The organism is Streptomyces venezuelae ATCC 10712 (assembly GCF_008639165.1).
Classification (GTDB): Bacteria; Actinomycetota; Actinomycetes; order Streptomycetales; family Streptomycetaceae; genus Streptomyces; species Streptomyces venezuelae.
The window spans coordinates 6,970,145-6,991,644 of sequence record NZ_CP029197.1 but is presented as its reverse complement, the minus strand read 5'-3'; the positions used below and the strand labels follow the sequence as shown (position 1 = coordinate 6,991,644).

The following is a 21,500-nucleotide window of genomic DNA, read 5'->3' as shown; positions in this document are numbered from 1 at the left end:
GCGCGGCGGCGCGGCACGGCCGAAAAGAGGGGCTGGATGGACACAGGGGCGGGCGTGGGCGACGGGACCGGGGCGGAGCCCCCGGCCGAGGAGGCACGGGCGGCGACCGCCGGGGCCGGGGCGCCGGGCGCGGAGGCGACGGCGACCGACGGGGTCGGGGCGGCGGGCGCGGAGACGGCTGCCGGGGCATCGGCCCGGGCGACCGACGAGGTCAGGCCGTACGACGTGGTGCTGTTCGGGGCGACCGGATTCGTCGGCACGCTCACCGCCGAGTACCTGGCAGCACACGCCCCGGCCGGGTGCCGCTGGGCGCTCGCCGGACGCAACCGGGCGGGGCTCACGGCCCTGCGCGAGCGGCTCGCCGCCCGGTGGCCGCACTGCGCCGAGCTGCCGCTGGTCGTCGCCGACGCCGCCGACCCCGGCTCGCTGGGCGAACTCGCGGAGTCCGCCCGGGTGGTGGCCACCACCGTCGGCCCGTACGTCTGGTACGGCGACGGGCTCGTCGCCGCCTGCGCGGAGGCCGGCACGGACTATCTGGACCTCACCGGCGAAGCCGAGTTCGTCGACCTGACGTACGTACGCCACGACGCGCGGGCCCGGGAGACCGGTGCCCGGATCGTGCACGCCTGCGGCTTCGACTCCGTCCCGCACGACCTGGGCGCGTACTTCACCGTGCGGCAGCTCCCGGAGGGCGTGCCGCTGCGGGTGGACGGCTTCGTCCGGGCCGGGGCCCAGTTCTCCGGCGGCACCTTCGCCTCCGCGCTGACCGCCTTCGGCCGCGGCCGGCAGATCCTGCGGGCCGCGCACGAACGGCGGCTGCACGAACCGCGCCTGGTGGGCCGCCGGGCCCGCGCGCCGCTCGGCGGGCCGCGATTCAGCCGGGAGACCGGCACCTGGGCGCTGCCGCTGCCCACGCTCGACCCGCAGGTGGTCGCCCGCTCGGCCGCGGCCATGGAGCGCTACGGCCCGGACTTCCGCTACCGGCACTACGCCTCCGTGAAGACCCTGCCGATGGCCCTCGGGGGCGCCGCGGTGGTCGGCGCGAGCGCGCTGGCGGCCCAACTTCCGCCGGTACGGGACTGGCTGATGGGGCGTTACCAGGCAGGCGAGGGCCCGTCCGCCGAGCGGCGCGCCCGCAGCTGGTTCTCCGTCCGTTTCGTCGGCGAGGGCGGCGGGCGACGGGTCTTCACCGAGGTCTCGGGCGGCGATCCGGGGTACGACGAGACGGCCAAGATGCTCGCCGAGTCGGCGCTGTGCCTCGCCTTCGACGCGCTGCCGAAGACGGCGGGCCAGGTGACGACGGCGGCGGCGATGGGCGACGCGCTCATCGCCCGGCTCACGGAGGCGGGCCTCCGCTTCCGGGTCGCCCACCGGAGCTGACCGGAACACGGCGGCGGCGAGCCCGGGCTGATCCGCGGGACGCGGCCTAGGGCCGTACGAGACGGAAGGGGTGACCTGCCGGGTCGGCGTAGACCCGGCAGGCCGGATCGCCCTCCCCGTCGTCGAGCGGTACGGCTCCGAGGGCGAGCACGGCCTCGTGGGCGGGGGCCAAGTCCTCGACGTGCACATCGAGATGGAACTGCTGCTCGGGAGCGCCCCAGACCGGCGGCCGGTGATCGGCCACGCTCTGGAAGGCGAGCACCGGCGCGCCCTCGCCCCCGTGCAGGACGGCGGAACCCTCGCCGACGGCCCACCGGGCGTCGGAGCTCCGCACCTCTCCGCCGATCAACCGCTGGTAGAACTCGGCGAGTTCCCAGCCGTCCCGGCAGTCGAGCACCAGGCACCGCAGCCGCCCGATCACGCCAGGGCCCAGGAGACGAGGACGTACACCATGGCGCAGGCCCAGGCGAGGGCGAGCAGCGCGGCCCCGCCGAGGACCAGATTCAGGCCGCGCCCGGCGGAGCGCGACGGAACGGAAAGGGGAGTCGTCATGCGCCTCACTCTGCCGTCCGGGCCCAAGTCCCGGTATCCGTACAGATACTCACGGGTACTCAGCTCGAAGCCCGGGTTCCTCAGCCCTCGCCCTGCGCCTCCTTCAGGGCGCGGCGGCACAGGGAGTCCGCGTGACGGGTCGTCTCGGGGATGCGGTAGCGGGGGCTGAGGTGGAGGGTGTGGGCGCAGGCGTGGGCGAGGGAGACGCGGTGGCCGACGGAGACGAACACCGGCTTCACCCCGGCCTGGGTACGCAGGGCCCGCCCCACCTCCTCGCCCTCGGCCAGCAGCGGGGCGAAGTCGCCGCGCGCGGGGCCGGGTTGCTCGTAGGTGAAGGTGAAGGGGTTCTTCGCGACGCCGACGGACGGCCGGCCGGTGAGGACCCCCAGGTGGCTGGCGAGGCCGAACCGGCGGGGGTGGGCGAGGCCGTAGCCGTCGCAGACGAGGAGGCCGGGGTCGGCGCTCAGCCGGTCGAGGGCGGCGAGGACCGTGGGGATCTCCCGGAAGGCGAGCAGCCCGGGGACGTACGGGAACGAGACCCGGCCGACCGCCGTGGCCTCCTCCACCACTTCGAGGGTCCGTGCGTCGAGGACGACGGCCGCGGCGGCGACGAGGTCACGCTCGTCGTCGTAGGCCACGTCGAGCCCCGTGACGTGGCCCTCGCCGACGGCCGGCCCTTCCTCGTCGCGTACGAGGCGTCCGCTCAGTTCCCGCTGGACCGCCCGGGCGGCGGCCTCGTCGGCGGGCCAGCCCGCCGGAATCTCGATGATCGTCATGATGCGGGTCACCCTACGGTCGACCGGTCGCCGGAGCGCGCCCGGTAGCCTGGCGATCATGTTCGTAATGGAATTGACCTACACCGCGCCCGTCGAGCGGGTGGACGCGCTGCTCGACGCGCACATCGAGTGGCTGGACGCGCAGTACGCCGCCGGCGTGTTCCTCGCCTCGGGGCGGAAGAACCCGCGCGACGGCGGAGTGATCCTGGCCGCCGGGGTCGACCGCGCGGAGATCGAGAGGATCGCGGCGGCCGACCCGTTCAGCGTCGAGGGCGTGTGCGCGTACCGGATCACGGAGTTCTACGCGACCAAGACGGCCGACGGGATCGCCGCGTACCGGGAGACGCTGCCCTCCTAGGCGGTGCCGGGCCCTCCCTTGCGGACGGACAGCCGGGCGATCCTGCCCTTCTCCCCCGCCGCCCAGCAGGAGCCGTCGGCCGTGCAGTCCACCGTGTCGTACGAGCCGGTGTCGACCGTGCGCCAGGTGCGGCCGCCGTCGGTGGTGAGGTCGGTGCCCGTCGGCCCGACGGCGAGCGCCGCGTTCCCGCTGTGCGGGAGCCAGGCGACGCCCGAGCGGTAGGCGGGCGGGGGCGTGGCGGAGGCGCGCCAGGTGCGGCCCCCGTCGCCGGTGACGGCGCCGGCCCGCGGCGACGGCTGGTCCTTGCGGTAGTCGCCGCCGACGGCGATGCCGTGCGTCCGGTCGCGGAAGGCGAGGCCGAAGACGCCCCTGGCCGGGTCCCCTGCCGGGATCGGTGAGACGGTGGCGGTCCAGGTCAGTCCCCGGTCGGCGGAGTGGAGCACGCGCGCGGTGGCCCCGCCCCCCGTCGCCAGCCAGACGTCCCGGGAGCCGGCCGACACCAGGCACTGGCCGCTCGCCGCGAAGCCGGCCTCGCCCGGCAGCGCGTCGGGCATCCCGGCGTTCGGCAGCACCTCCCAGGAGCGGCCGCCGTCGCGGGTGGAGAGGATGCGGTACTTCCCGTCCACGGGGTCGCTCATGGCGAGTCCGTGCCGGCGGTCGAAGAAGGTCATGCAGTCGTAGAAGGCACGCGGGTCGGTGTTCCGGAAGGACTCGGTCCAGGTGGCGCCGCCGTCCTCGGTGCGCAGGACGCGCGAGGCCTCGCCCTCGCCGATCGCGAGGACGACGGCCCGGCGGGCGTCGAAGGCCTCCACGTCGCGGAACTCCAGCTCGCCCGCGCCGGGCGGCGAGACGTCCCGCCAGCTCCGGCCGCCGTCGGTGGTGCGCAGCACCGTGCCCTTGGAGCCGGCGGCCCAGGCGGTCCTGCGGTCGACGGGCGCGAGGCCGCGGAAGCGGGCGTCGGTCCCGGTCGGCGTCAGTTCCCAGCCCGCCGCGTTCCTGTCGGTCGCTGCCGCGGGGGTCTCCCCGGCCCGCGCCGGGGCGGCCAGGGTCAGCGTCAGCGCCGCCCCGATCATCCCCACCGACATCATTCGTCTCGTCTTCCCCATGGACGTCATGGCGCCGGAAGCTAGTGCCCCCGGCGGCCTCCCGTCCAGGGTGCGTGCCCCGCCGGGCCTTCCTAGGCTGGGTGTCATGACCGACCGTACGGGCGAGCGGGCGCCCGAGGAGACGCCGAAGCTCAAGGAGTACGAGGGCGAGGGCATCACCGTCACGTTCGAGCCGCGCCGGTGTCTGCACGCGGCCGAGTGCGTGCACGGACTGCCCGAGGTCTTCGACCTCTCCCGGCGCCCGTGGGTGCGGCCCGACGCCGCCGAGGCCGGTCTGGTCGCCGAGGTCGTCCGCCGCTGTCCGTCCGGGGCGCTCCAGTACCACCCGGCCGACGGTGCCGTGGAGCACCCGGACTCCCCCACCACCGTCCGCCGCTCCCCCGACGGCCGGCTCGTGGTGCGCGGGGACATGCTCGTGACCGGCGCGGCGGGCGACCGGCGCGAGACCCGGGTGACGCTGTGCGGCTGCGGAGCATCCGGAATCCAGCCGTACTGCGACCGCTCCGGCCCCTGCGCGGAACCCGGCGAGGGCACCCCGGAAGAACGCTGACGCCCTTGCGCGCACTGATCCTCCGGGCCGTCGGGCCTCGGGGCCGGTGACGCAGCTCACGGAATCCGGAGTGCACGTTCCGGCCTCGCCGCTCGTCTTGTCAGGTGTCAGGTGCCCTGGTGTCGGGGAGACGCACAGGATCCGAAGTCCGCGTGAAAGGAGCCGGTCGTGCCCGCTGTCATCGAACAGGCCGTCCAGGCCCGTCTGGTCGCATCCGCTCCGCGGATGGAGACCGTCCCCGCCACCTTGCGGTACGACCGAGGCGACCCGTACGCGGTGAGCATGGCCTTCCCTCCCCCGGCGACCCTGGAGGGCGTCGAGGTCTCCTGGGCCTTCGCGCGTGAGCTGCTCGTCCAGGGCGTCGAGCGCCCGGCCGGCGTCGGAGACGTACGCCTGCGTCCGTACGGCTACGACCGCACGGTCGTCGAGTTCCACGCCCCCGAGGGAGTGGCCATGGTCCACGTCCGGACTTCCGAGCTGCGCCGCTTCCTGGAGCGCTCGCAGCACCTGGTGCCGGCGGGCCGCGAGCACCAGTACCTGGACTGGGAGCAGGATCTGGCGGAGCTGCTGCGCGACCGGCCGTAAATTCGTTTGCCGCCCTCCCGCGCCCCGGCGTAGCCTTCTTCCCGACCTTGTTGTCGTCTGATCGGAGAAGGACGTTGCTCGTCTGAGGTTGCGAGACACCGTGCCGCGCGTGCCCTCTGTGCCGCGTGTGCCGTTCTCGACCTCGGCGTACGAGCCGTTCTGACGAACCGATCGCCCGCGCCCCGGTGTCTCCACGCGTCGCATCACATCACGCTCGCGCCCACGCATCCGGGAGACCTCCATGGCGCATCACCCCACGTTCATCACCTGTACCTCGCTCTCCTTCTCCTGGCCCGACGGCACCGAGGTCCTCGACGACTTCCGGCTCGCGGTCGGCCCCGGCCGCACCGGGCTCGTCGGGCTCAACGGCTCCGGCAAATCCACGCTGATGAAGCTCATCGCGGGCGAGCTCACCCCGGCCTCCGGCTCGGTCCGGGTCACCGGCGAGCTCGGCTACCTCCCGCAGAACCTCGTCCTCGACACCTCGCGGAGGGTGGACGAGATCCTCGGCATCGCCGGAAAGCGGACCGCGCTGCACGCCATCGAGGCGGGCGACCCGGCGGAGGAGCACTTCACCGCCCTCGCCGACGACTGGGACGTGGAGGAGCGGGCCCGCGCCACCCTCGACCAGCTCGGTCTCGGCGGCGTCGGTCTCGACCGGACCGTCGGCGAGATCTCGGGCGGCGAGTCCGTCCTGCTGCGCCTCGCCGCGCTGCTGCTCGCCCGGCCCGACGTCCTGCTGCTCGACGAGCCCACCAACAACCTCGACCTGCACGCCCGCGCCCGGCTGTACGAGGCGGTGGAGAGCTGGTCCGGAGTGCTGGTCGTGGTCAGCCACGACCGGGAACTGCTCGAGCGCGTCGACCAGATCGCCGACCTCCGGGACGGCTCCGTCACGTGGTACGGCGGCGCCTGGTCCGACTACGAGGCCGCGCTCGCCGCCGAACAGGAGGCGGCGGAGCGGATGGTGCGCGTCGCCGAGGCCGATGTGCAGCGTCAGAAGCGGGAACTGTCCGACACCCAGATGAAGTTGGCCCGCCGCAGGCGGTACGGGCAGAAGAGCTTCGAGAACAAGGTCGCCTCCAAGCTGGTGGCGAACTCGAACAAGCGCGAGGCGCAGGTCACCGCGGGGAAGCAGCGGACCCTGCACGCCGAGCGCCTCTCGGAGGCCCGGGAGCGGCTGGACGCGGCGGTGGAGGCGGTACGGGACGACGACGAGATCCGGGTCGAGCTGCCCCGCACCTCGGTGCCGCCGGGCCGCGAGGTGCTGTTCCTGCGGGACCTGGAACTGCGGTACGGGGCCCGGGTGGCCGGGGAGTTCGAGCTGCGCGGTCCGGAGCGGATCGCGCTGGTCGGGCGGAACGGGGCCGGGAAGTCGACCCTGCTGCGGACGATCGCCGGCGAGGTCGAGCCGCTCTCGGGCGAGACGGAGGCGCGGGTGCCGCTCCGCTTCCTGCCGCAGCGGCTCGACGTCCTCGACGACGGGCTGAGCGTGGTGGAGAACGTGGCCCGGCTCGCGCCCACGGCGACGGGGAACGCGATCAGGGCCCGGCTGGCACGGTTTCTGTTCCGCGGGGCGCGGGCGGATCAGCCCGTCGGCACCCTCTCGGGCGGGGAGCGCTTCCGGGCGACGCTCGCGGCGCTGCTCCTCGCGGAGCCGGCTCCGCAGCTGCTGATGCTGGACGAGCCGACGAACAACCTGGACATGGCGTCGGTGCGGAAGCTGACGGCGGCCCTCGACGCGTACGAAGGGGCGCTGATCGTGGCGAGCCACGACGTGACGTTCCTGGAGTCGCTGGGGATCACCCGCTGGCTGCTGCTCGACGGTGAGCTGCGGCCGACGACGGAGGAGGAGGTACGGGGGACGGCTTCGAGCCCTCGCTGAGGCGCGGGGGGCCGGTCGCGGGACCTCGCGCGGCGGGGTCGACTCCTAGCGATGGAGTAACGCCCAGGACTTGGTGCCGCCGCCGGGAGTGAGGACCGGTGCGAGCCCCCAGTCCCCTCCGTGCGCGTCGACCGCCGCGGCCAGCAGCCACATGCTGCGGCTGCGGCGGTCGCGGCATTCCTCGGCGGCGACGGGTGACGGGTGGGCTGGATGCTGGTCGTACAGCACGATGCGCAGGGCCTCGAACTGCCAGCGGACGCGCAGGATCATCTCCCGGTCGGGGGTGAAGCGGTAGGCCGCGGCGACGAGTTCGGAGGCGGCGAGGGCCGCGGTCTCGCAGAGGTCGGAGAGACCGTGCCGGCTGAGGAGAGACTCGATCGACCGGCGTGCGAGTCCGGCGCAGTAGGCGCCTCCGGGGAGGAGCATCGAGTAGCTGAGGTTTTCCGTGGCGGGGGGTATGGGCCCGGCCGCGGCGGCGGACGGGAGGCAACGCAGGGCGCCCTTCATCGGGTTGCTCACATTTCCTGTGCATGGGGGGGTGCAGGGGGGTCCCTCCACACGGTCGGTAGCCCCGTGTGAAACTTGCGCTACCGACCGTAGCGCACGACCGGAGCACAGTGCTACTACTTGCGGGTACTCGTGCCATTCCGGCCATATCGACGTCACGGAACGAAGGGGAGACGCGCGTGCCACCCAGGAGCAGCCCGACCGCACGACAGCAGCGACTGGGGAGCGAACTGCGCAAACTGCGCGAACAGTCCGGGATGTCGGCCCAGCAGGCCGCGGCGCTCCTGGGCGTCGACCGCACCCGCATCCCCCACATCGAGTCCGGGCGCTTCGGCATCAGCGCCGAGCGCGTCCGCACCCTGGCCTTCAACTACGGCTGCCCGGACACCGGACTCGTCGACCTGCTCGCCGCGATGGCCCACGAGCGGGACCGCGGCTGGTGGGAGGAGCACCGCGGACTGCTGCCGCCGGCCCTCATCGACATCGCCGAACTGGAGTACCACGCCTCGGCGTTGCACACCGCGGTCACCACGCACATCCCCGGGCTCCTGCAGACCGAGGAGCACGCCCGGGCCGTCTTCGACACCGCGGTCCCGCCGCTGCCGGGACCCGACCTGGAGGCCCGGCTCGCGCTACGGCTCCGCCGCCAGGAAGTCCTCGACCGGGACCGGCCCGTAGGATACGAGGCCGTGATCCACGAGGCCGCGCTGCGCATGCAGTTCGGCGGACCGAAGGTCGCCAGGGAACAACTGGAGCGGATCCTCGCGCACTCCGAACGGGACACCGTCTCCATCCGCGTCATCCCCTTCGCCGCGGGTGGTTTCCCGGGGGCAGGACAGTCGTTCACCTATGTGGCCGCGCCCGTGGCACAGCTCGACACCGTGCAGCTCGACTCCTCCCACGGCTCCCTGCTCCTCGACGCCGACATGCAACTGCGGCGCTACCGGGGACTGTTGGACAGACTGCGCGGACTCGCGCTCGCCACGGACGAGTCACGCGCGTTCATCCGCACCATCGCCCAGGATCTGTGAAGGAGCCCCCACCATGAACCTCACGACCGCCGCCCCCACCCCCACCGCCCCCACAGCCGCCGCCCCCCGCATCCCGGCGCAGCCCGCCGTCGACATCACCTGGAACGAGGCCTTCTGCAGCGAGGGCGCCAACTGCTTCCGGTTCGGACTCGACGACGCGGGCCGCGCGTACATCGGCTCGACGCTGACGCCCGACGCGTACGTCAGCGACTCCGTGGAGGCGCTGCGGGCGCTGGTCCGCGCGGTGAAGGCCGGCGCGGCCGACCACCTGCTGTGAGATCTCCGTCACTTGACGTGACGCGCCCGCCCGTCGACTCCGCGCTGCCGGGCATCTGCGCTGCGTAGTCGGCGGATTGGCGGCGAAGGGGCACCACGGACGTGACCTGCGTCTCCGGCGCCCCGGCCCGAGCAGCGCACATAACGGAACGTAACCGGACATCGCCCGGACGGGCTTGGCCGACGCCTTACGGAGCCTTAACCTACGGTCTCGTAACCTACGAATCCGTAGGTATGCCCGTATGCCCTTCTCCGTCCCCAGGAGTCCACGTGACGCTCACCTCTCCCCACCTCGGCAGCTCGACAGGGTGGACCGACGCGCGGCTGCTCTACGCGCTCGAAGAGGTCGTGGAGAAGGAGCTCAACCGGCACCTCAAGGTCACCAAGGACTGGATGCCGCACGAGTACGTGCCCTGGTCCGACGCGCGGAACTTCCCCGGCTTCTTCGAGGACGGCGAGGCCTGGGACCCGTCGCAGTCGAAGGTGACCGAGATCGGCAAGATCGCCCTCGTCGTCAACCTGCTCACCGAGGACAACCTCCCGAGCTACCACCACGAGATCGCCAGCCTCTTCGGCCGCGACGGCGCCTGGGGCACCTGGGTGCACCGCTGGACCGCCGAGGAAGGCCGGCACGGCATCGTGATGCGCGACTACCTGCTCGCCTCACGGGCCGTCGACCCGGACAAGCTGGAGCAGTTCCGGATGGCGCACATGAGCGAGGGCTTCGAGTCGGACAACCGTCACTCGATGCTGCACTCCGTGGCGTACGTGGCCTTCCAGGAGCTCGCCACCCGCATCTCCCACCGCAACACCGGCCACCAGTCCGGTGACCCGGTCTGCGACCGGATGCTGGCCCGGATCGCCACCGACGAGAACCTGCACATGGTCTTCTACCGCAACCTGCTGGGCGCGGCCTTCGAGATCGCCCCCGACCTGACCATGCAGGCCGTGCGGGACGTCGTGGTCAACTTCCGGATGCCAGGACACGGCATGCCCGGCTTCGAGCGGGCGGCGGCGCAGATGGCGATCGGCGAGATCTACAACATGCGCATCCACCACGACGACGTCCTCCAGCCCGTCCTCCGCTTCCTCAAGGTGCTCCAGATCGACGGTCTGGGCCCCGAGGGCCTGCAGGCCCAGGAGGAGCTCGGGCTGTACATGAACGGTCTGGACTCCGAGGCCAGCAAGTTCGACGAGAAGCTCGCCGCCCGCAAGGCCCGGATGGCCGCCCGCGCGGCCGGCTGACGCCCGAGCCGAGGAGAGGCGGCTCCCCGGCAGTGGCTCATCGGCCCTGCCGCTTGAGCCGCACCCGCTCCTTCTCGGACAGACCGCCCCACACCCCGAACCGCTCGTCGTTGCTGAGCGCGTACTCCAGGCATGCCACCCGCCCCTCGCAGGCCCCGCAGAGCTGCTTGGCCTCGCGGGTGGACGAACCGGGCGCCGGGAAGAAGAACTCCGGCCCGGCCTGGGCGCACAGAGCGTTCTCCTGCCAGGACATGTCGGGCTCCGGTGCGGTGAGTACGGTCGTGTAGGTCTGCATGCCGTAGACCTTGCCGGAGCGCCCTAAACGAGCCATCAACGTTCGATCAATGCGCCTCGCGGCGCCGTATGCAACGCGGCGCGCCGAGACCGCGGGACGGGTGTGAACGGTGTGTTTCCGGGCTCGTTCGGGCCCTGATCCGGCTGCCGCCATGTGGGAGCGTGGGAATCCGATCACCCACGGGAGCGAACCCTATGACGACCGAGGCCGGCACCGTCCGACCCCCTGCGGGCGCCCAGGCGGTCCGCCGTGCGCTGGACGTGCTGCACTGCTTTCACGACAACGGGCCCGACCTGAGCGCCTCCGATCTCGCGCGGCGGCTCGGGCTCGCCACCTCCACGGCGCACCGGCTTGCCCGCACCCTGCTCGGCGCGGGCTTCCTCGAACAGGACGCCAGGACCGCGCGCTACCGGCTCGGCCCCGCGATGACGGAGCTCGGGCGGCTCTCGTACCACCAGCGGGGGCTCCACCTGGCCGCTCCGGAGCTGTCCGACCTCGCCGAACGGACCGGCGCGAGCACCGACCTGGCCCTGCGCAGCGGCCCCGACGTGGTGATCGTCGCGGGCGGTTCGGTGACCCCGAAGGTGGGGCTGCGGCGTCCCCTGCACGCGACGGCGCCGGGACGGGTGCTGCTCGCCTGGCCCCCGGCCGGCGAGTCCGCACCGCGTCCGCTGCCGCCGCTGTACGCGCTCGCCGGACACACCAGGCTGGAACCTCCGCTCACGGCGGAGCTGGCGCGCGTACGGCAGGCGGGGTACGCCCTCGACGACGGGGCGGCGCACGGGGGGCGGACCCTGGCCGTACCGGTCCTGGAGCGGGCGGGGCACGCGCGGTTCGCGCTCGCGGTCCGCGCGGCCCCTGAGCTGATCACCGACGCCCGGCTGGACTGGTACCTGACGCAGGCACGGGCCTGCGCCCGGGCCCTGGAGGTCCTGCTGATCCCTCCGGCGGAGCGCCGTGAGCCAGGCGCCCGGACGGGCTGACGGGCTGACGGCGGGGGCGACACCCGCCCGTACGCCAGGGCGGGGCGGGGCATCCTGGCCCGGCTGCGGGCCGCCCCTACTCCCCCTCCGCCGGCTCCTTCTTCGCGCGGCTCGGCTGCACCCGCTTGGGCTCGCCCGGCATCTTCGGGTACTCCGGCGGATACGGCAGATCACCGAGCCCGTGGTCCGCCTCGTCCCGCCGGGCCAGTTCGAGCAGCGACTCCAGGCTGAACCGCTCGTCGTCCATGTCCGCGTGGACGTCACCGACCTCGGCGTACCGGGCCGGCATCGACCTGATGTCGAAGTCCTGCGGCACGGCGTCGTCGACCTCCTCCCACCGCAGCGGCGCCGAGACGGGGGCGTGCGGCCGCGGGCGTACGGAGTAGGCGGAGGCGATCGTGCGGTCGCGGGCGGTCTGGTTGTAGTCGACGAAGATCCGCTCGCCGCGCTCCTCCTTCCACCACTTGATGGTGACCTGCTCCGGCATCCGCCGTTCCAGCTCCCGGCCGCAGGCGATGGCGGCCCGCCTGACCTGCGTGAACGTCCAGTGGGGCAGGATCGGAACGAAGACGTGCAGCCCGCGTCCGCCGGATGTCTTCGGCCAGCCGCGCAGCCCGTGCTCGTCGAGGACGGCGCGCAGTTCGTGGGCGGCGCGGACGGCGTCGGCGTAGTCGGTGCCGGGCTGCGGGTCGAGGTCGATGCGGAGTTCGTCGGGATGGTCGGTGTCGTCCCGGCGTACCGGCCAGGGATGGAAGGTCACGGCGCCGAGGTTGGCGGCCCAGAGCACGGCCGCCGGTTCGGTGGGGCACATCTCGTCCGCCGAGCGGCCGCTGGGGAAGGTGATGTGGGCGGTCGGGATCCAGTCGGGCAGGTACTTCGGGGCGCGCTTCTGGAAGAAGGACTCGCCGGTCACCCCGTCGGGGTACCGCTCCAGGGTGGTGGGGCGGTCGCGCAGGGCGCGCGTGATGCCGTCGCCCACGGCCAGGTAGTAGCTGACCATGTCGAGCTTGGTGTAGCCGGGTTCGGGGAAGTACACCTTGTCCGGATTGGACACGCGTACGGTCCGGTCGCCGACTTCCAGTTCCACCGCTGCCGCCTTGCCTGCCATGCCGGTCAGCCTAGGGCTCGCCGACAAGTCCCGCATACCGGACAATCGCCTCATGGATCTTCCGGTGATGCCGCCCGTGAAACCGATGCTCGCCAAGTCCGTGAAGCGGATCCCGCCCGGGATGCAGTACGAGGCGAAGTGGGACGGCTTCCGCGCGATCGTGCACCGGGACGGGCCGGAGCTCGTCATCGGCAGCCGTACCGGCAAACCCCTCACCCGGTACTTCCCCGAGCTGGTCGAGGCCCTCGCGGCCCGGCTGCCGGAGCGCTGCGTGGTCGACGGCGAGATCGTCATCGAGCACGAGGGGCACCTCGACTTCGACCGGCTCAGCGAGCGGATCCACCCGGCGGACTCCCGGGTCCGCATGCTGGCCGAGACCACCCCGGCCCGGTTCGTCGCCTTCGACCTGCTGGCCCTCGGGGACGACGCCCTGCTCGACACCCCGCTGAGCGAGCGGCGGGCAACCCTGGAGCGGGTCTTCGCCGGCGTCGACGCCCCGGTCCACCTGGCCCCGGCGACCCATGACCCCGAGCTCGCCGCGCGCTGGTTCGACCAGTACGAGGGCGCGGGCCTCGACGGGGTGATCGCCAAACCGCTCGACCTGCCCTACCGGCCGGACGCCCGCCTCATGTACAAGATCAAGCACGAGCGGACGGCGGACGTCGTCGTGGCCGGCTACCGCTTCCACAAGAGCGGACCGGTGGTCGGCTCGCTGCTGCTCGGCCTGTACGACGACAAGGGCGCCCTCCAGCACGTCGGCGTGTGCGCGGCGTTCACCGCGCGGCGGCGCGCCGAGCTGATCGAGGAGCTCGAGCCGCTCCGGATGGACCCGCCGGACGGGCACCCGTGGGCGGCCTGGGCGGAGGAGGCCGCGCACGCCGGCGCGCGACTGCCGGGGGCGCCGAGCCGCTGGTCGGGGAAGAAGGACCTGTCGTGGGTGGCGCTGCGGCCCGAGCGGGTCTGCGAGGTGGGGTACGACCACATGGAGGGCGACCGCTTCCGCCACACGGCGCAGTTCAAGCGGTGGCGCCCGGACCGGACGCCGGAGTCCTGCGGGTACGGGCAGCTGGACGAGCCCGTCTCGTACGACCTGTCGGAGATCCTCGGCTAGCCGCGAACGTTCGACCCGCCGGACTCCGTTCGACTGCTCCGGGGCTGCGGGCCGTTCGGAATCCACCGGTCCGTGACGTGAGATGCTTCACACTCGACGCTGCCCTCATGATCCCCAACCGGCCCATATCGACCGCGTGTTCGCCGTACGCGCGGGCGATTCGCAGGGAGCGTGCGCAATCCCGCGCCCGCCACCCACCCCCGTACCTGCGAGAACGTCCCCCGCCCCGGACCGCGACCGGCGCCGGTCGCGCCGCCCCCCGTCCGCGCGACGCACCCGAGGGTCCCCGCGCCGTTGCCCCACCGCGACATCACCGTGCCGGAACCCGTACGGCGATCCGGTACGTATGGAGGGAAGACACTTCCGTACGCTTCCCGGACCCACTAGGACTGACCCGTGATCACCTCGCCCTCGCGCCTCGTTCCCGTCCCGATCCCCGACCGCGTGGCCGCGCTCATCGGCTCCTGCCTGCCGCTGCACGTCCTCCAGGCCGAGATCGACGCGGACTGCGCGGCGCGCGAGGTCTACCGCTTCCGGGGGCCGCTCTGCGCGGAGGACCGGGCGGACCGTGAGCACGCGCTCGCCGCGCTCGCCCGCGCCAACAAGATCCTCGCCAAGCACCACCCGAAGCTGCCCGTCACGCCCTGACGGGCCGGCGGTCCCGCCCGACGGCCACGGCCCTGCCGGGCCGCCCGTTCGGCCTACCCCGCATGCACCGGGTCAGGCGCGATGTGACGCTGCGAAGGTGACCACGACCAGCGACGCAGCGCCCGCGCCCCCCGCCGCCGAGCCCCCCGTGCTCGACAGCCGCCGCCGCAACATCGTCTTCGGCACGATCATGCTGGGTGTCCTCCTCGCCGCCCTCGACCAGACGATCGTCGGCACCGCACTGCCCACGATCGTCTCGGACCTCGGCGGCGCCGCCCACATGTCGTGGGTGGTCACCTCGTACCTGCTCGCGGAGACGGTCGCGACCGTCCTCGTCGGCAAGTTCGGCGATCTCTTCGGCCGCAAGGTGATCTTCCAGATCTCGGCCGTCGTGTTCATCACCGGCTCGTTCCTCTGCGGACTGGCCACCAACATGACGCTGCTGATCGTCTGGCGCGGACTCCAGGGCATCGGCGCGGGCGGGCTCATGGTCACCTCGATGGCGCTCATCGCCGATGTGATCCCGCTGCGCGAACGCGGCAAGTACCAGGGCGCGATCGGCGCCGTGTTCGGCGTCTCCACCGTCATCGGCCCGCTCCTCGGCGGCCTGTTCACCGACCACCTGACCTGGCGCTGGGCGTTCTACGTGAACGTCCCCATCGCGATCCTCGTCGTCATCGCCGCCGCCCGCACGATCCCCTCCCTACGCTCGGCGAGCAAGCCGGTCATCGACTACGCGGGCATCGCGCTCGTCGCCGCCGGATCGAGCGCCCTGATCCTGGCGACCAGTTGGGGCGGCAACGAGTACGCCTGGGGTTCCGGCGTCATCATCGGCCTCTTCGCCGGCGGGATCGTCGCCCTCGCCCTGTTCTGCTGGGTCGAGACCCGCGCGGCCGAACCCATGCTGCCGATGCGGCTGTTCGGCAATCCGGTCTTCACCGTGTGCTCCGTGCTGAGCTTCGTCGTCGGCTTCGCGATGCTCGGCGCGATGACGTTCCTGCCGACCTACCTCCAGTACGTCGACGGGGACTCGGCCACCGTCTCCGGCATCCGCACCCTCCCCATGGTCATCGGCCTGCTCATCGCCTCCATCTTCAGCGGCAACGTGGTCAGCAAGACGGGCCACTACCGGATCTTCCCGATCCTCGGCTGTCTGGTGATGGGGCTCGGCCTCTATCTGCTGTCCCTCATGGGACCGGAGACCAGCGCCTGGCTCGCCTCGCTGTACATGTTCGTGCTGGGCGTCGGCATCGGCCTGTGCATGCAGGTCCTCACCATCGCCGTGCAGAACACCGTCGACTACGCCGACCTCGGCACCGCCACCTCCGGCGTCACCTTCTTCCGTACGCTCGGCAGCTCCTTCGGCACCGCCGTCTTCGGCACGATCTACGTCAACTCCCTCACGCCCAACCTCAAGACCGGCGTCGCCGAGGCCTCCGCCGTGGCCGGGAGCCAGGGGCTGGACCCGGCGGCCGTGGCGCGGGCGGCGCAGAGCCCGGACGGGGTGCACGGGCTGCCGGAGCAGGTCGCGGAGCCCATCGTCAACGCCTACGCCGACACCCTCCACACCGTCTTCCTCTGGACCGTCCCGGTCGCCGCCGTCGGCTTCGTCGTCGCGCTCTTCCTCAAGCAGGTGACGCTCCGCGACTCGGCCCGGGCCGCCGCACCCGACATGGGCGAGGGCTTCTCCTCGCCGACCTCGTCGGGCGACTCCGCACAGCACCTCGAACTGGCCGTGGGCAGGATCATGCGCCGGATCGACCTCGCCACCGCGCGGCGGATCCTCGACACCTCCGACACCCGGCTCGACACGGCCGGGGCGTGGGCGGTCATGCAGGTCGAGCTGTACACGCGGACGGTCGGCCACGCGAGCCTGGGGCTCATCTCCGCGGGCCGGCGGGTCCCGCCCGAGGTGCTGCTGCCGGTCTTCGACCGGATGGTCGACGAGGGGTTCCTGACCCGCGACGGGCATCTGCTCTCCCACACCCCGGCCGGCAAACGCGAGGCGGACGTCATCACGCACGCGTGGGGCGACTGGCTGTCCGACCGCGTCGAGCAGGAGATCGGCCGGCCCAGCGGACCCGAGCTGCGGATGGCGACGGACGCCATCGCCAAGAAGGTCGTCGCCGAGGACCTCGCGAACGGACTCCCCGACCGGTCGCTCGACCGCGACGGCGGGCGCGCCCTGACCCGGACGACGGGAGGCTGAGCCAACGCCGGACCGCGCCCGGCCCCGTGGTTCCGCCCCGGGCGGCTACGCGTCGACGTCGCCGTCCACGTACACCCAGGCGCCCTCGTGGCGGGCGAAGCGGCTGCGCTCGTGCATCGCGCCGGGCTCGCCGCCGTGGACGTAGCGGGCGGTGAAGGTGACGGTGCCGTGCTGGTGGAAGGCGGTGCCCTCGGTGGTCCCCTCGATCTCCAGGCCCGTCCAGCGCAGACCGGGGTCGAAGTCGATCTCGCCCGGCCGGGTCTCCGGGGCCCAGGTGCGCCGCAGATAGGGCTCGTCGCGGACGACGAAGGCGCTGTACCGGGAGCGCATCAGCAGCTCGGCGGTGGGCGCCGTCCCGCCCGTACCCGCGTGGAACCGTCCGCAGCACGCGCCGTACGGGGCGTCGAGTCCGCAGGGGCAGGGCGACTGCGCGGTCACGGCGGGGGCGGACACGCGGGCGGTGGACGTACGGGGGCGGGTCTTGCGTCGGGACATGGGGGCATTCTCCCCCACCTTCCCCCCGCCGGACGCGCGGCCCGGCGCCCGGCATGTGGACGGCGGCGTGGACGCCGGCCGGGAATCCCGCTGCTCAGCGGGCGCGTCCGAGTAGCGTACGGGCATGAAACTGACGATTCTCGGAGGCGGCGGGTTCCGGGTGCCGCTGGTGTACGGCGCTCTCCTCGGCGACCACGCCGAGGGACGGGTCACCCGCGTCACCCTCTTCGACCTCGACGAGGGGCGGCTCTCGGCGATCGCCCGGGTCCTCGCGGAGCAGGGCGCGGGGGTGCCGGACGCGCCCGTGGTCACGGCGACGACGGACCTGGACGAGGCCCTGCGCGGGGCGGACTTCGTGTTCTCCGCGATCCGGGTCGGCGGTCTCGACGGCCGGGCGGCCGACGAGCGGATCGCGCTCGCCGAGGGCGTGCTCGGCCAGGAGACGGTGGGCGCGGGCGGCATCGCGTACGGGCTGCGGACCGTGCCCGTGGCCGTCCGCATCGCCCGCCGGATCGCCGAACTCGCCCCGGACGCCTGGGTCATCAACTTCACCAACCCCGCGGGTCTGGTCACCGAGGCGATGTCGCGGATCCTCGGTGACCGGGTCATCGGCATCTGCGACTCCCCGGTGGGCCTCGGCCGCCGGGTCGCCCGCATCCTGGGCGCAGACCCGGACGAGGCCTGGATCGACTACGTGGGCCTCAACCACCTGGGCTGGCTGAGGGGGTTGCGGATCGACGGCCGGGACGAACTGCCCCGGCTGCTCGCCGACGAGGAGGCGCTGAACTCCTTCGAGGAGGGCCGGCTGTTCGGCGCGGAGTGGCTGCGCTCGCTGGGCGCGATCCCCAACGAGTACCTGCACTACTACTACTTCAACCGGGAGGCCGTACAGGCCTACCGGAGCGCCGAGCGGACCCGCGGCGCCTACCTCCGCGACCAACAGGCCGGTTTCTACCAGGAGATGGGCAAGCCGGACACGCCCGCCCTGGCCACCTGGCACCGGACGCTCGCCGACAGGGAGGCCACCTACATGGCGGCCAACCGGGAGGCGGCCGGGATCGGGGAGCGCGACGAGGAGGACCTGGAGTCGGGCGGTTACGAGAAGGTGGCGCTCGCCCTCATGCGGGCCGTCGCCCGGGACGAGCGGGCCACGCTGATCCTCAACGTCCGCAACGGCACGACGCTCGCCGCGCTCGACGCGGACGCGGTGATCGAGGTGCCCTGCCTCGTCGACGCGAACGGCGCCCACCCGCTGTCGGTGTCCCCCCTCCCGTACCACGCGGTCGGCCTGGTGACCGCGGTGAAGGCGGTGGAACGGGAGGTGCTCGCGGCAGCCGAGAGCGGCTCTCGGGCGAGCGCCGTCAAGGCCTTCGCGCTCCATCCGCTGGTCGACTCGGTGACGGTGGCCCGCCGCCTGGTGGAGGGCTACACGGCCGAGCACGCGGGTCTTTCGTACCTACGCCACTGATCGGGCGGATGCGAGGGTTCCGGCCGTCGGGGAACCGTACGGCCGGGGAACACCTTTACGGGGCCGGGGGCGCGTCCTAGGCTCGCGCCCCATGACCTCACAGCGCACAGGAGTTCGACGAGGGGTGGCCCGGCTCGTCACCGCCTGCCTTCTGGCCGCCGGACTGGTGGGAACCGTCCCGGCGGCGGCGGAGACGCCGACGCGCGGGAACGGTCCGGTCGTCGTCCCCGTCCAGACCACCGGCCCCGCCGACCGCCGGTTCAACCTGGTGTTCATGGGCGACGGCTACACGGCGGCGGAGATGCCGGCCTTCCGGGCGGACCTCGAACGGCACCTGAACACCCTGTGGAGCATCGAGCCCTTCGCCTCCTACCGCTCGTACATCAACGTGTGGGCGGTGGAGGCCCCTTCGGCCCAGTCGGGGGTGGACTGCGACCCCGGCCTTGACGCCCCGGCCCGTGACACCGCGCTCGACATGGGCTTCTGGGGCGGCTGCGACCCGAACAGCGTGCAGCGGCTGCTGACCGTCGACAGCGACAAGGCGGCGGCGCTCGCCGATCTCGTCCCGGGCACGAACCGCGCCAACCGCCAGGTCGTCGCCCTCGCGCACAGCTCCACCTACGGTGGCGCGGGCGGCGGATACGCCACCGCCTCCGGCGGCAACGCCCTCTCCTCCCTCATCACCCCGCACGAGATAGGCCACTCGCTCGGCGGACTCCAGGACGAGTACGACTACTACGGGCGCGGAGTGCCGGGCGGCAGCTACTCGGGGCCCGAGCCGTCCTCCGCCCACCACACCCTCCTGACGGAACGCCAGATGCTGGACCAGCGGGCCAAGTGGTGGCGCTGGCTCGGCGAGGAGAGCGAGTCGGGCGGCACCATCGGCCGCTTCGAGGGCGGCATGTACACCACGGCGGGCGTCTGGCGGCCGAGCCGTCACTCCCTGATGAAGACCCTCGGCTACGCCTTCGACCAGGTGGAGCGCGAGGTCATGGTCAAGGCGATCTCCGCCAAGGTGAACCTGGTCCAGGACCACACGCCGGCGACGGCGCCGATCGGGGCGGACCGCACGGTCTGGGTGGACACCCTCCACCCGGTGGGCGGCGCGCTCACCGTGACCTGGCGCCTGGACGGACGGCCGCTGCCCACGTACGGCGCCCGCACGATCGACCTGCGCACGCTGCGGCTCGCCCCCGGCCGGCACTCGCTCACGGCGGTCGTCAGCGACCCGACGCCCTTCGTCCGCGACCCGGCGGTCCGCGCCTCCGCGGCGCTCACCCGGACCGTCGGCTGGACCGTGGACACCTCGCTCACCACCGTGCGGGACGGCACCCGCACCGCGTTCACCGGCCACACGCCCCTCGGCCGGCCCGTCGGCGCCCGGTCCGTCGTCCACGCGGACACCACCCATCCGGTGGACCGCGTCCCCGCCGTCCGCTGGCGCCTCGACGGTCGGCCCGTCTCCACCGGCCCCAACGACCGCGACCTGGACCTGCGTTCGCTCCGGGTGACCACGGGCACGCACACCCTCACGGCCCGGCTCGCGGGCACCGACGAGGAGTTGAGTTGGACCGTGGACGCCCGGCCGGCCACCTCATCGTACGAACTCTCCGCACCCCTGCGCACGGTCGGGCGGCACGGCCGGCCCGTGGAGTACGTGTACGACGGGCCGTTCACCATGCGGCTCACCGCGCGGGACGACCAGGAGGGCGCGGTGGTGAGCCAGTTCCGGGTCGACGGGGACGGCTGGTACACGTACTACGGCTGGCCGACGGACGCGGACGCGCCGTTCCGCTTCACCCCGGGCGGCACGGTGATCGACGACCTCGTGTACGGGAAGCTCGGCCGCAGCCGGGCGGTGCCGTGGGACGACGCGACCCCCGACTACGGCACCCACCGGATCGAGCACCGCACGATCGACGCGGCCGGCAACGTCGGCCCGGCACACGAGTTCCTGGTGACCATGGTCAAGCCGTAGGGGGTGCGTCCTGTCGGGGACGGAACGAGGCCCCGCCGTACTGCCGGCGGGGCCTCATCCCTTACGTACCTTGGCGGCTGACGCCCGGTCAGGGCTTGCGGGCCACCGCGGCCCAGCCCGGAATGGGCTCGTCGCCCGGCACCGGAACCGGCTCACCGAGCTCCGGGTGCCACTCGGCGGTGAGCGAGACGCCGGGCTCGACGAACTCCAGGCCGTCGAAGAACGCGGCCAGCTCGTCCCGCGAGCGGGGCCGCAGGGTCAGCCCGCGCGCCTTGTACATCGCGACCGCCTCCGCCGCGCCCTCCGGGTTGAAGTCCCCGGTGACGTGCGAGAGGACGAGGTAGCTGCCGGGCGCCAGCTGGTCCACAAGCTTGCGGACCAGCTCGTACGCGCCGTCCTCGTCCCCCACGAAGTGCAGCAGCGCGAGCATCGACAGCGCGATGGGCTGATCGAAGTCAAGGACCTTTCCGGCCCTCTCCAGGATGATCTCGGGTTCGCGGGCGTCCGCCTGGATGTACTCGGTGGCCCCTTCCGGGGTCGAGCGCAGCAGGGCGGCCGCGTGCGCGAGCACGATCGGGTCGTTGTCGCAGTAGACGATGCGGGACTCCGGCGCGGCCTCCTGCGCGATCTGGTGCAGGTTGGGCTCGGTCGGGATGCCCGTACCGACGTCCAGGTACTGACGGACGCCGTGGGCGCTGAGCCAGCGGATGGCGCGGTGCATGAAGGCCCGGTTGACGCGGGCCATGTCCCGGCCCCTGGCGTCGACGGTGAGCAGCTGACGGGCCATGGCCTCGTCGACCGGGTAGTTGTCCTTGCCGCCCAGGAACCAGTCGTACATCCGGGCCGGATGCGGCGTGCTGGTGTCGATGCGTATCTCACTCCGCGGAGCTGCGGGGTCCTGGGTCATCGGCTCTCCTGGTCGGGATGAACGAGTGGCGCTACAACAAGAGTTAC

At 72.8% G+C, this 21,500-nt stretch carries 23 protein-coding genes; 14 read left to right on the top strand and 9 right to left on the bottom strand.

Translation table 11 applies throughout. The features are described 5' to 3' along the window. Nucleotides 1-36: 36 nt before the first annotated feature. Complete coding sequence (locus DEJ43_RS32065) at nt 37-1,380, top strand: saccharopine dehydrogenase family protein (RefSeq protein ID WP_015037590.1); 1,344 nt, start codon at nt 37-39, stop codon at nt 1,378-1,380. A 46-nt stretch (nt 1,381-1,426) separates the two neighbouring features. Here the strand turns inward: DEJ43_RS32065 and DEJ43_RS32060 are convergent, their stop codons facing one another. The 3 genes from DEJ43_RS32060 to DEJ43_RS32055 all read right to left on the bottom strand — a co-directional run bounded on the left by DEJ43_RS32060 (nt 1,427) and on the right by DEJ43_RS32055 (nt 2,708). Beyond that, nucleotides 1,427-1,801, bottom strand: a complete 375-nt coding sequence (locus DEJ43_RS32060; protein ID WP_015037589.1) for a VOC family protein — start codon at nt 1,799-1,801, stop codon at nt 1,427-1,429. Continuing rightward, nucleotides 1,798-1,932: a morphogenic membrane protein MmpA gene (mmpA, locus tag DEJ43_RS38650; RefSeq protein ID WP_015037588.1), complete on the bottom strand. Its 135-nt coding sequence runs from the start codon at nt 1,930-1,932 to the stop codon at nt 1,798-1,800. The genes DEJ43_RS32060 and mmpA overlap by 4 nt, the downstream gene beginning before the upstream one ends. Before the next feature lie 80 nt (nt 1,933-2,012). After that, entirely contained in the window at nt 2,013-2,708 is a 696-nt protein-coding gene (locus DEJ43_RS32055; RefSeq protein ID WP_015037587.1) for an endonuclease V, read from the bottom strand. A 58-nt stretch (nt 2,709-2,766) separates the two neighbouring features. On the opposite strand from DEJ43_RS32055, the gene DEJ43_RS32050 reads away from it, so the two are divergent. Beyond that, nucleotides 2,767-3,066: a YciI family protein gene (locus tag DEJ43_RS32050; protein ID WP_041664438.1), complete on the top strand. Its 300-nt coding sequence runs from the start codon at nt 2,767-2,769 to the stop codon at nt 3,064-3,066. On the opposite strand, the gene DEJ43_RS32045 is transcribed toward DEJ43_RS32050, so the two are convergent. Next, nucleotides 3,063-4,181 carry a WD40/YVTN/BNR-like repeat-containing protein gene (locus tag DEJ43_RS32045; RefSeq protein ID WP_181399406.1) on the bottom strand — a complete coding sequence of 373 codons (1,119 nt, stop codon included), beginning with the start codon at nt 4,179-4,181 and terminating at the stop codon, nt 3,063-3,065. The two genes, DEJ43_RS32050 and DEJ43_RS32045, sit on opposite strands and share 4 nt — an antisense overlap. Nucleotides 4,182-4,257: 76 nt before the next feature. Between DEJ43_RS32045 and DEJ43_RS32040 the strand changes: the two genes are divergently transcribed. The 3 genes from DEJ43_RS32040 to DEJ43_RS32030 all read left to right on the top strand — a co-directional run bounded on the left by DEJ43_RS32040 (nt 4,258) and on the right by DEJ43_RS32030 (nt 7,192). Continuing rightward, nucleotides 4,258-4,722, top strand: a complete 465-nt coding sequence (locus tag DEJ43_RS32040) for a (4Fe-4S)-binding protein (RefSeq protein ID WP_015037584.1) — start codon at nt 4,258-4,260, stop codon at nt 4,720-4,722. Nucleotides 4,723-4,890: 168 nt separating this feature from the next. After that, nucleotides 4,891-5,307, top strand: a complete 417-nt coding sequence (gene ssgD, locus DEJ43_RS32035) for a spore wall synthesis regulator SsgD (protein WP_015037583.1) — start codon at nt 4,891-4,893, stop codon at nt 5,305-5,307. A 241-nt stretch (nt 5,308-5,548) separates the two neighbouring features. After that, a complete protein-coding gene (locus DEJ43_RS32030) occupies nt 5,549-7,192 on the top strand; it encodes an ABC-F family ATP-binding cassette domain-containing protein (RefSeq protein WP_015037582.1) in 1,644 nt (547 codons plus the stop codon). A 45-nt stretch (nt 7,193-7,237) separates the two neighbouring features. On the opposite strand, the gene DEJ43_RS32025 is transcribed toward DEJ43_RS32030, so the two are convergent. After that, nucleotides 7,238-7,711: an ATP-binding protein gene (locus DEJ43_RS32025; protein WP_233448009.1), complete on the bottom strand. Its 474-nt coding sequence runs from the start codon at nt 7,709-7,711 to the stop codon at nt 7,238-7,240. Between the two features lie 167 nt (nt 7,712-7,878). On the opposite strand from DEJ43_RS32025, the gene DEJ43_RS32020 reads away from it, so the two are divergent. The 3 genes from DEJ43_RS32020 (at nt 7,879) to DEJ43_RS32010 (ending at nt 10,251) form a co-directional block, all read left to right on the top strand. Continuing rightward, nucleotides 7,879-8,730, top strand: a complete 852-nt coding sequence (locus DEJ43_RS32020) for a helix-turn-helix domain-containing protein (protein WP_015037580.1) — start codon at nt 7,879-7,881, stop codon at nt 8,728-8,730. A gap of 13 nt (nt 8,731-8,743) precedes the next feature. Continuing rightward, complete coding sequence (locus DEJ43_RS32015; RefSeq protein ID WP_335743947.1) at nt 8,744-9,007, top strand: hypothetical protein; 264 nt, start codon at nt 8,744-8,746, stop codon at nt 9,005-9,007. Nucleotides 9,008-9,276: 269 nt separating this feature from the next. Next, entirely contained in the window at nt 9,277-10,251 is a 975-nt protein-coding gene (locus DEJ43_RS32010) for an acyl-ACP desaturase (protein ID WP_041663120.1), read from the top strand. A gap of 37 nt (nt 10,252-10,288) precedes the next feature. Here DEJ43_RS32010 and DEJ43_RS32005 read toward each other — a convergent pair whose 3' ends face one another. Continuing rightward, the gene (locus DEJ43_RS32005) at nt 10,289-10,546 is read right to left on the bottom strand and encodes a WhiB family transcriptional regulator (protein ID WP_015037578.1); all 258 of its coding nucleotides are present in this window, start codon (nt 10,544-10,546) and stop codon (nt 10,289-10,291) included. Between the two features lie 194 nt (nt 10,547-10,740). Between DEJ43_RS32005 and DEJ43_RS32000 the strand changes: the two genes are divergently transcribed. Further along, on the top strand, nt 10,741-11,529 hold the full coding sequence (locus DEJ43_RS32000) for an IclR family transcriptional regulator (protein WP_015037577.1): 789 nt from the start codon (nt 10,741-10,743) through the stop codon (nt 11,527-11,529). A 76-nt stretch (nt 11,530-11,605) separates the two neighbouring features. Here the strand turns inward: DEJ43_RS32000 and ligD are convergent, their stop codons facing one another. Continuing rightward, nucleotides 11,606-12,637: a non-homologous end-joining DNA ligase gene (gene ligD, locus DEJ43_RS31995; RefSeq protein ID WP_015037576.1), complete on the bottom strand. Its 1,032-nt coding sequence runs from the start codon at nt 12,635-12,637 to the stop codon at nt 11,606-11,608. A gap of 52 nt (nt 12,638-12,689) precedes the next feature. Here ligD and DEJ43_RS31990 point away from each other — a divergent pair, with 52 nt between their 5' ends. The 3 genes from DEJ43_RS31990 to DEJ43_RS31980 all read left to right on the top strand — a co-directional run bounded on the left by DEJ43_RS31990 (nt 12,690) and on the right by DEJ43_RS31980 (nt 16,605). After that, entirely contained in the window at nt 12,690-13,748 is a 1,059-nt protein-coding gene (locus tag DEJ43_RS31990) for an ATP-dependent DNA ligase (protein WP_041663118.1), read from the top strand. A gap of 396 nt (nt 13,749-14,144) precedes the next feature. Continuing rightward, nucleotides 14,145-14,396 carry a hypothetical protein gene (locus DEJ43_RS31985; RefSeq protein ID WP_015037573.1) on the top strand — a complete coding sequence of 84 codons (252 nt, stop codon included), beginning with the start codon at nt 14,145-14,147 and terminating at the stop codon, nt 14,394-14,396. 97 nt (nt 14,397-14,493) lie between these two features. After that, nucleotides 14,494-16,605 carry an MDR family MFS transporter gene (locus tag DEJ43_RS31980; protein ID WP_015037572.1) on the top strand — a complete coding sequence of 704 codons (2,112 nt, stop codon included), beginning with the start codon at nt 14,494-14,496 and terminating at the stop codon, nt 16,603-16,605. Between the two features lie 45 nt (nt 16,606-16,650). Here the strand turns inward: DEJ43_RS31980 and DEJ43_RS31975 are convergent, their stop codons facing one another. Further along, nucleotides 16,651-17,100, bottom strand: coding sequence for a YchJ family protein (locus tag DEJ43_RS31975; protein ID WP_181399405.1), 450 nt, complete (start codon nt 17,098-17,100; stop codon nt 16,651-16,653). 124 nt (nt 17,101-17,224) lie between these two features. Between DEJ43_RS31975 and DEJ43_RS31970 the strand changes: the two genes are divergently transcribed. Next, nucleotides 17,225-18,568, top strand: a complete 1,344-nt coding sequence (locus DEJ43_RS31970) for a 6-phospho-beta-glucosidase (RefSeq protein ID WP_041663115.1) — start codon at nt 17,225-17,227, stop codon at nt 18,566-18,568. 91 nt (nt 18,569-18,659) lie between these two features. Next, on the top strand, nt 18,660-20,546 hold the full coding sequence (locus DEJ43_RS31965) for a M64 family metallopeptidase (RefSeq protein ID WP_015037568.1): 1,887 nt from the start codon (nt 18,660-18,662) through the stop codon (nt 20,544-20,546). Nucleotides 20,547-20,634: 88 nt separating this feature from the next. Here DEJ43_RS31965 and DEJ43_RS31960 read toward each other — a convergent pair whose 3' ends face one another. Beyond that, nucleotides 20,635-21,453, bottom strand: coding sequence for an SAM-dependent methyltransferase (locus tag DEJ43_RS31960; protein ID WP_015037567.1), 819 nt, complete (start codon nt 21,451-21,453; stop codon nt 20,635-20,637). Between the last annotated feature and the right edge of the window lie 47 nt (nt 21,454-21,500).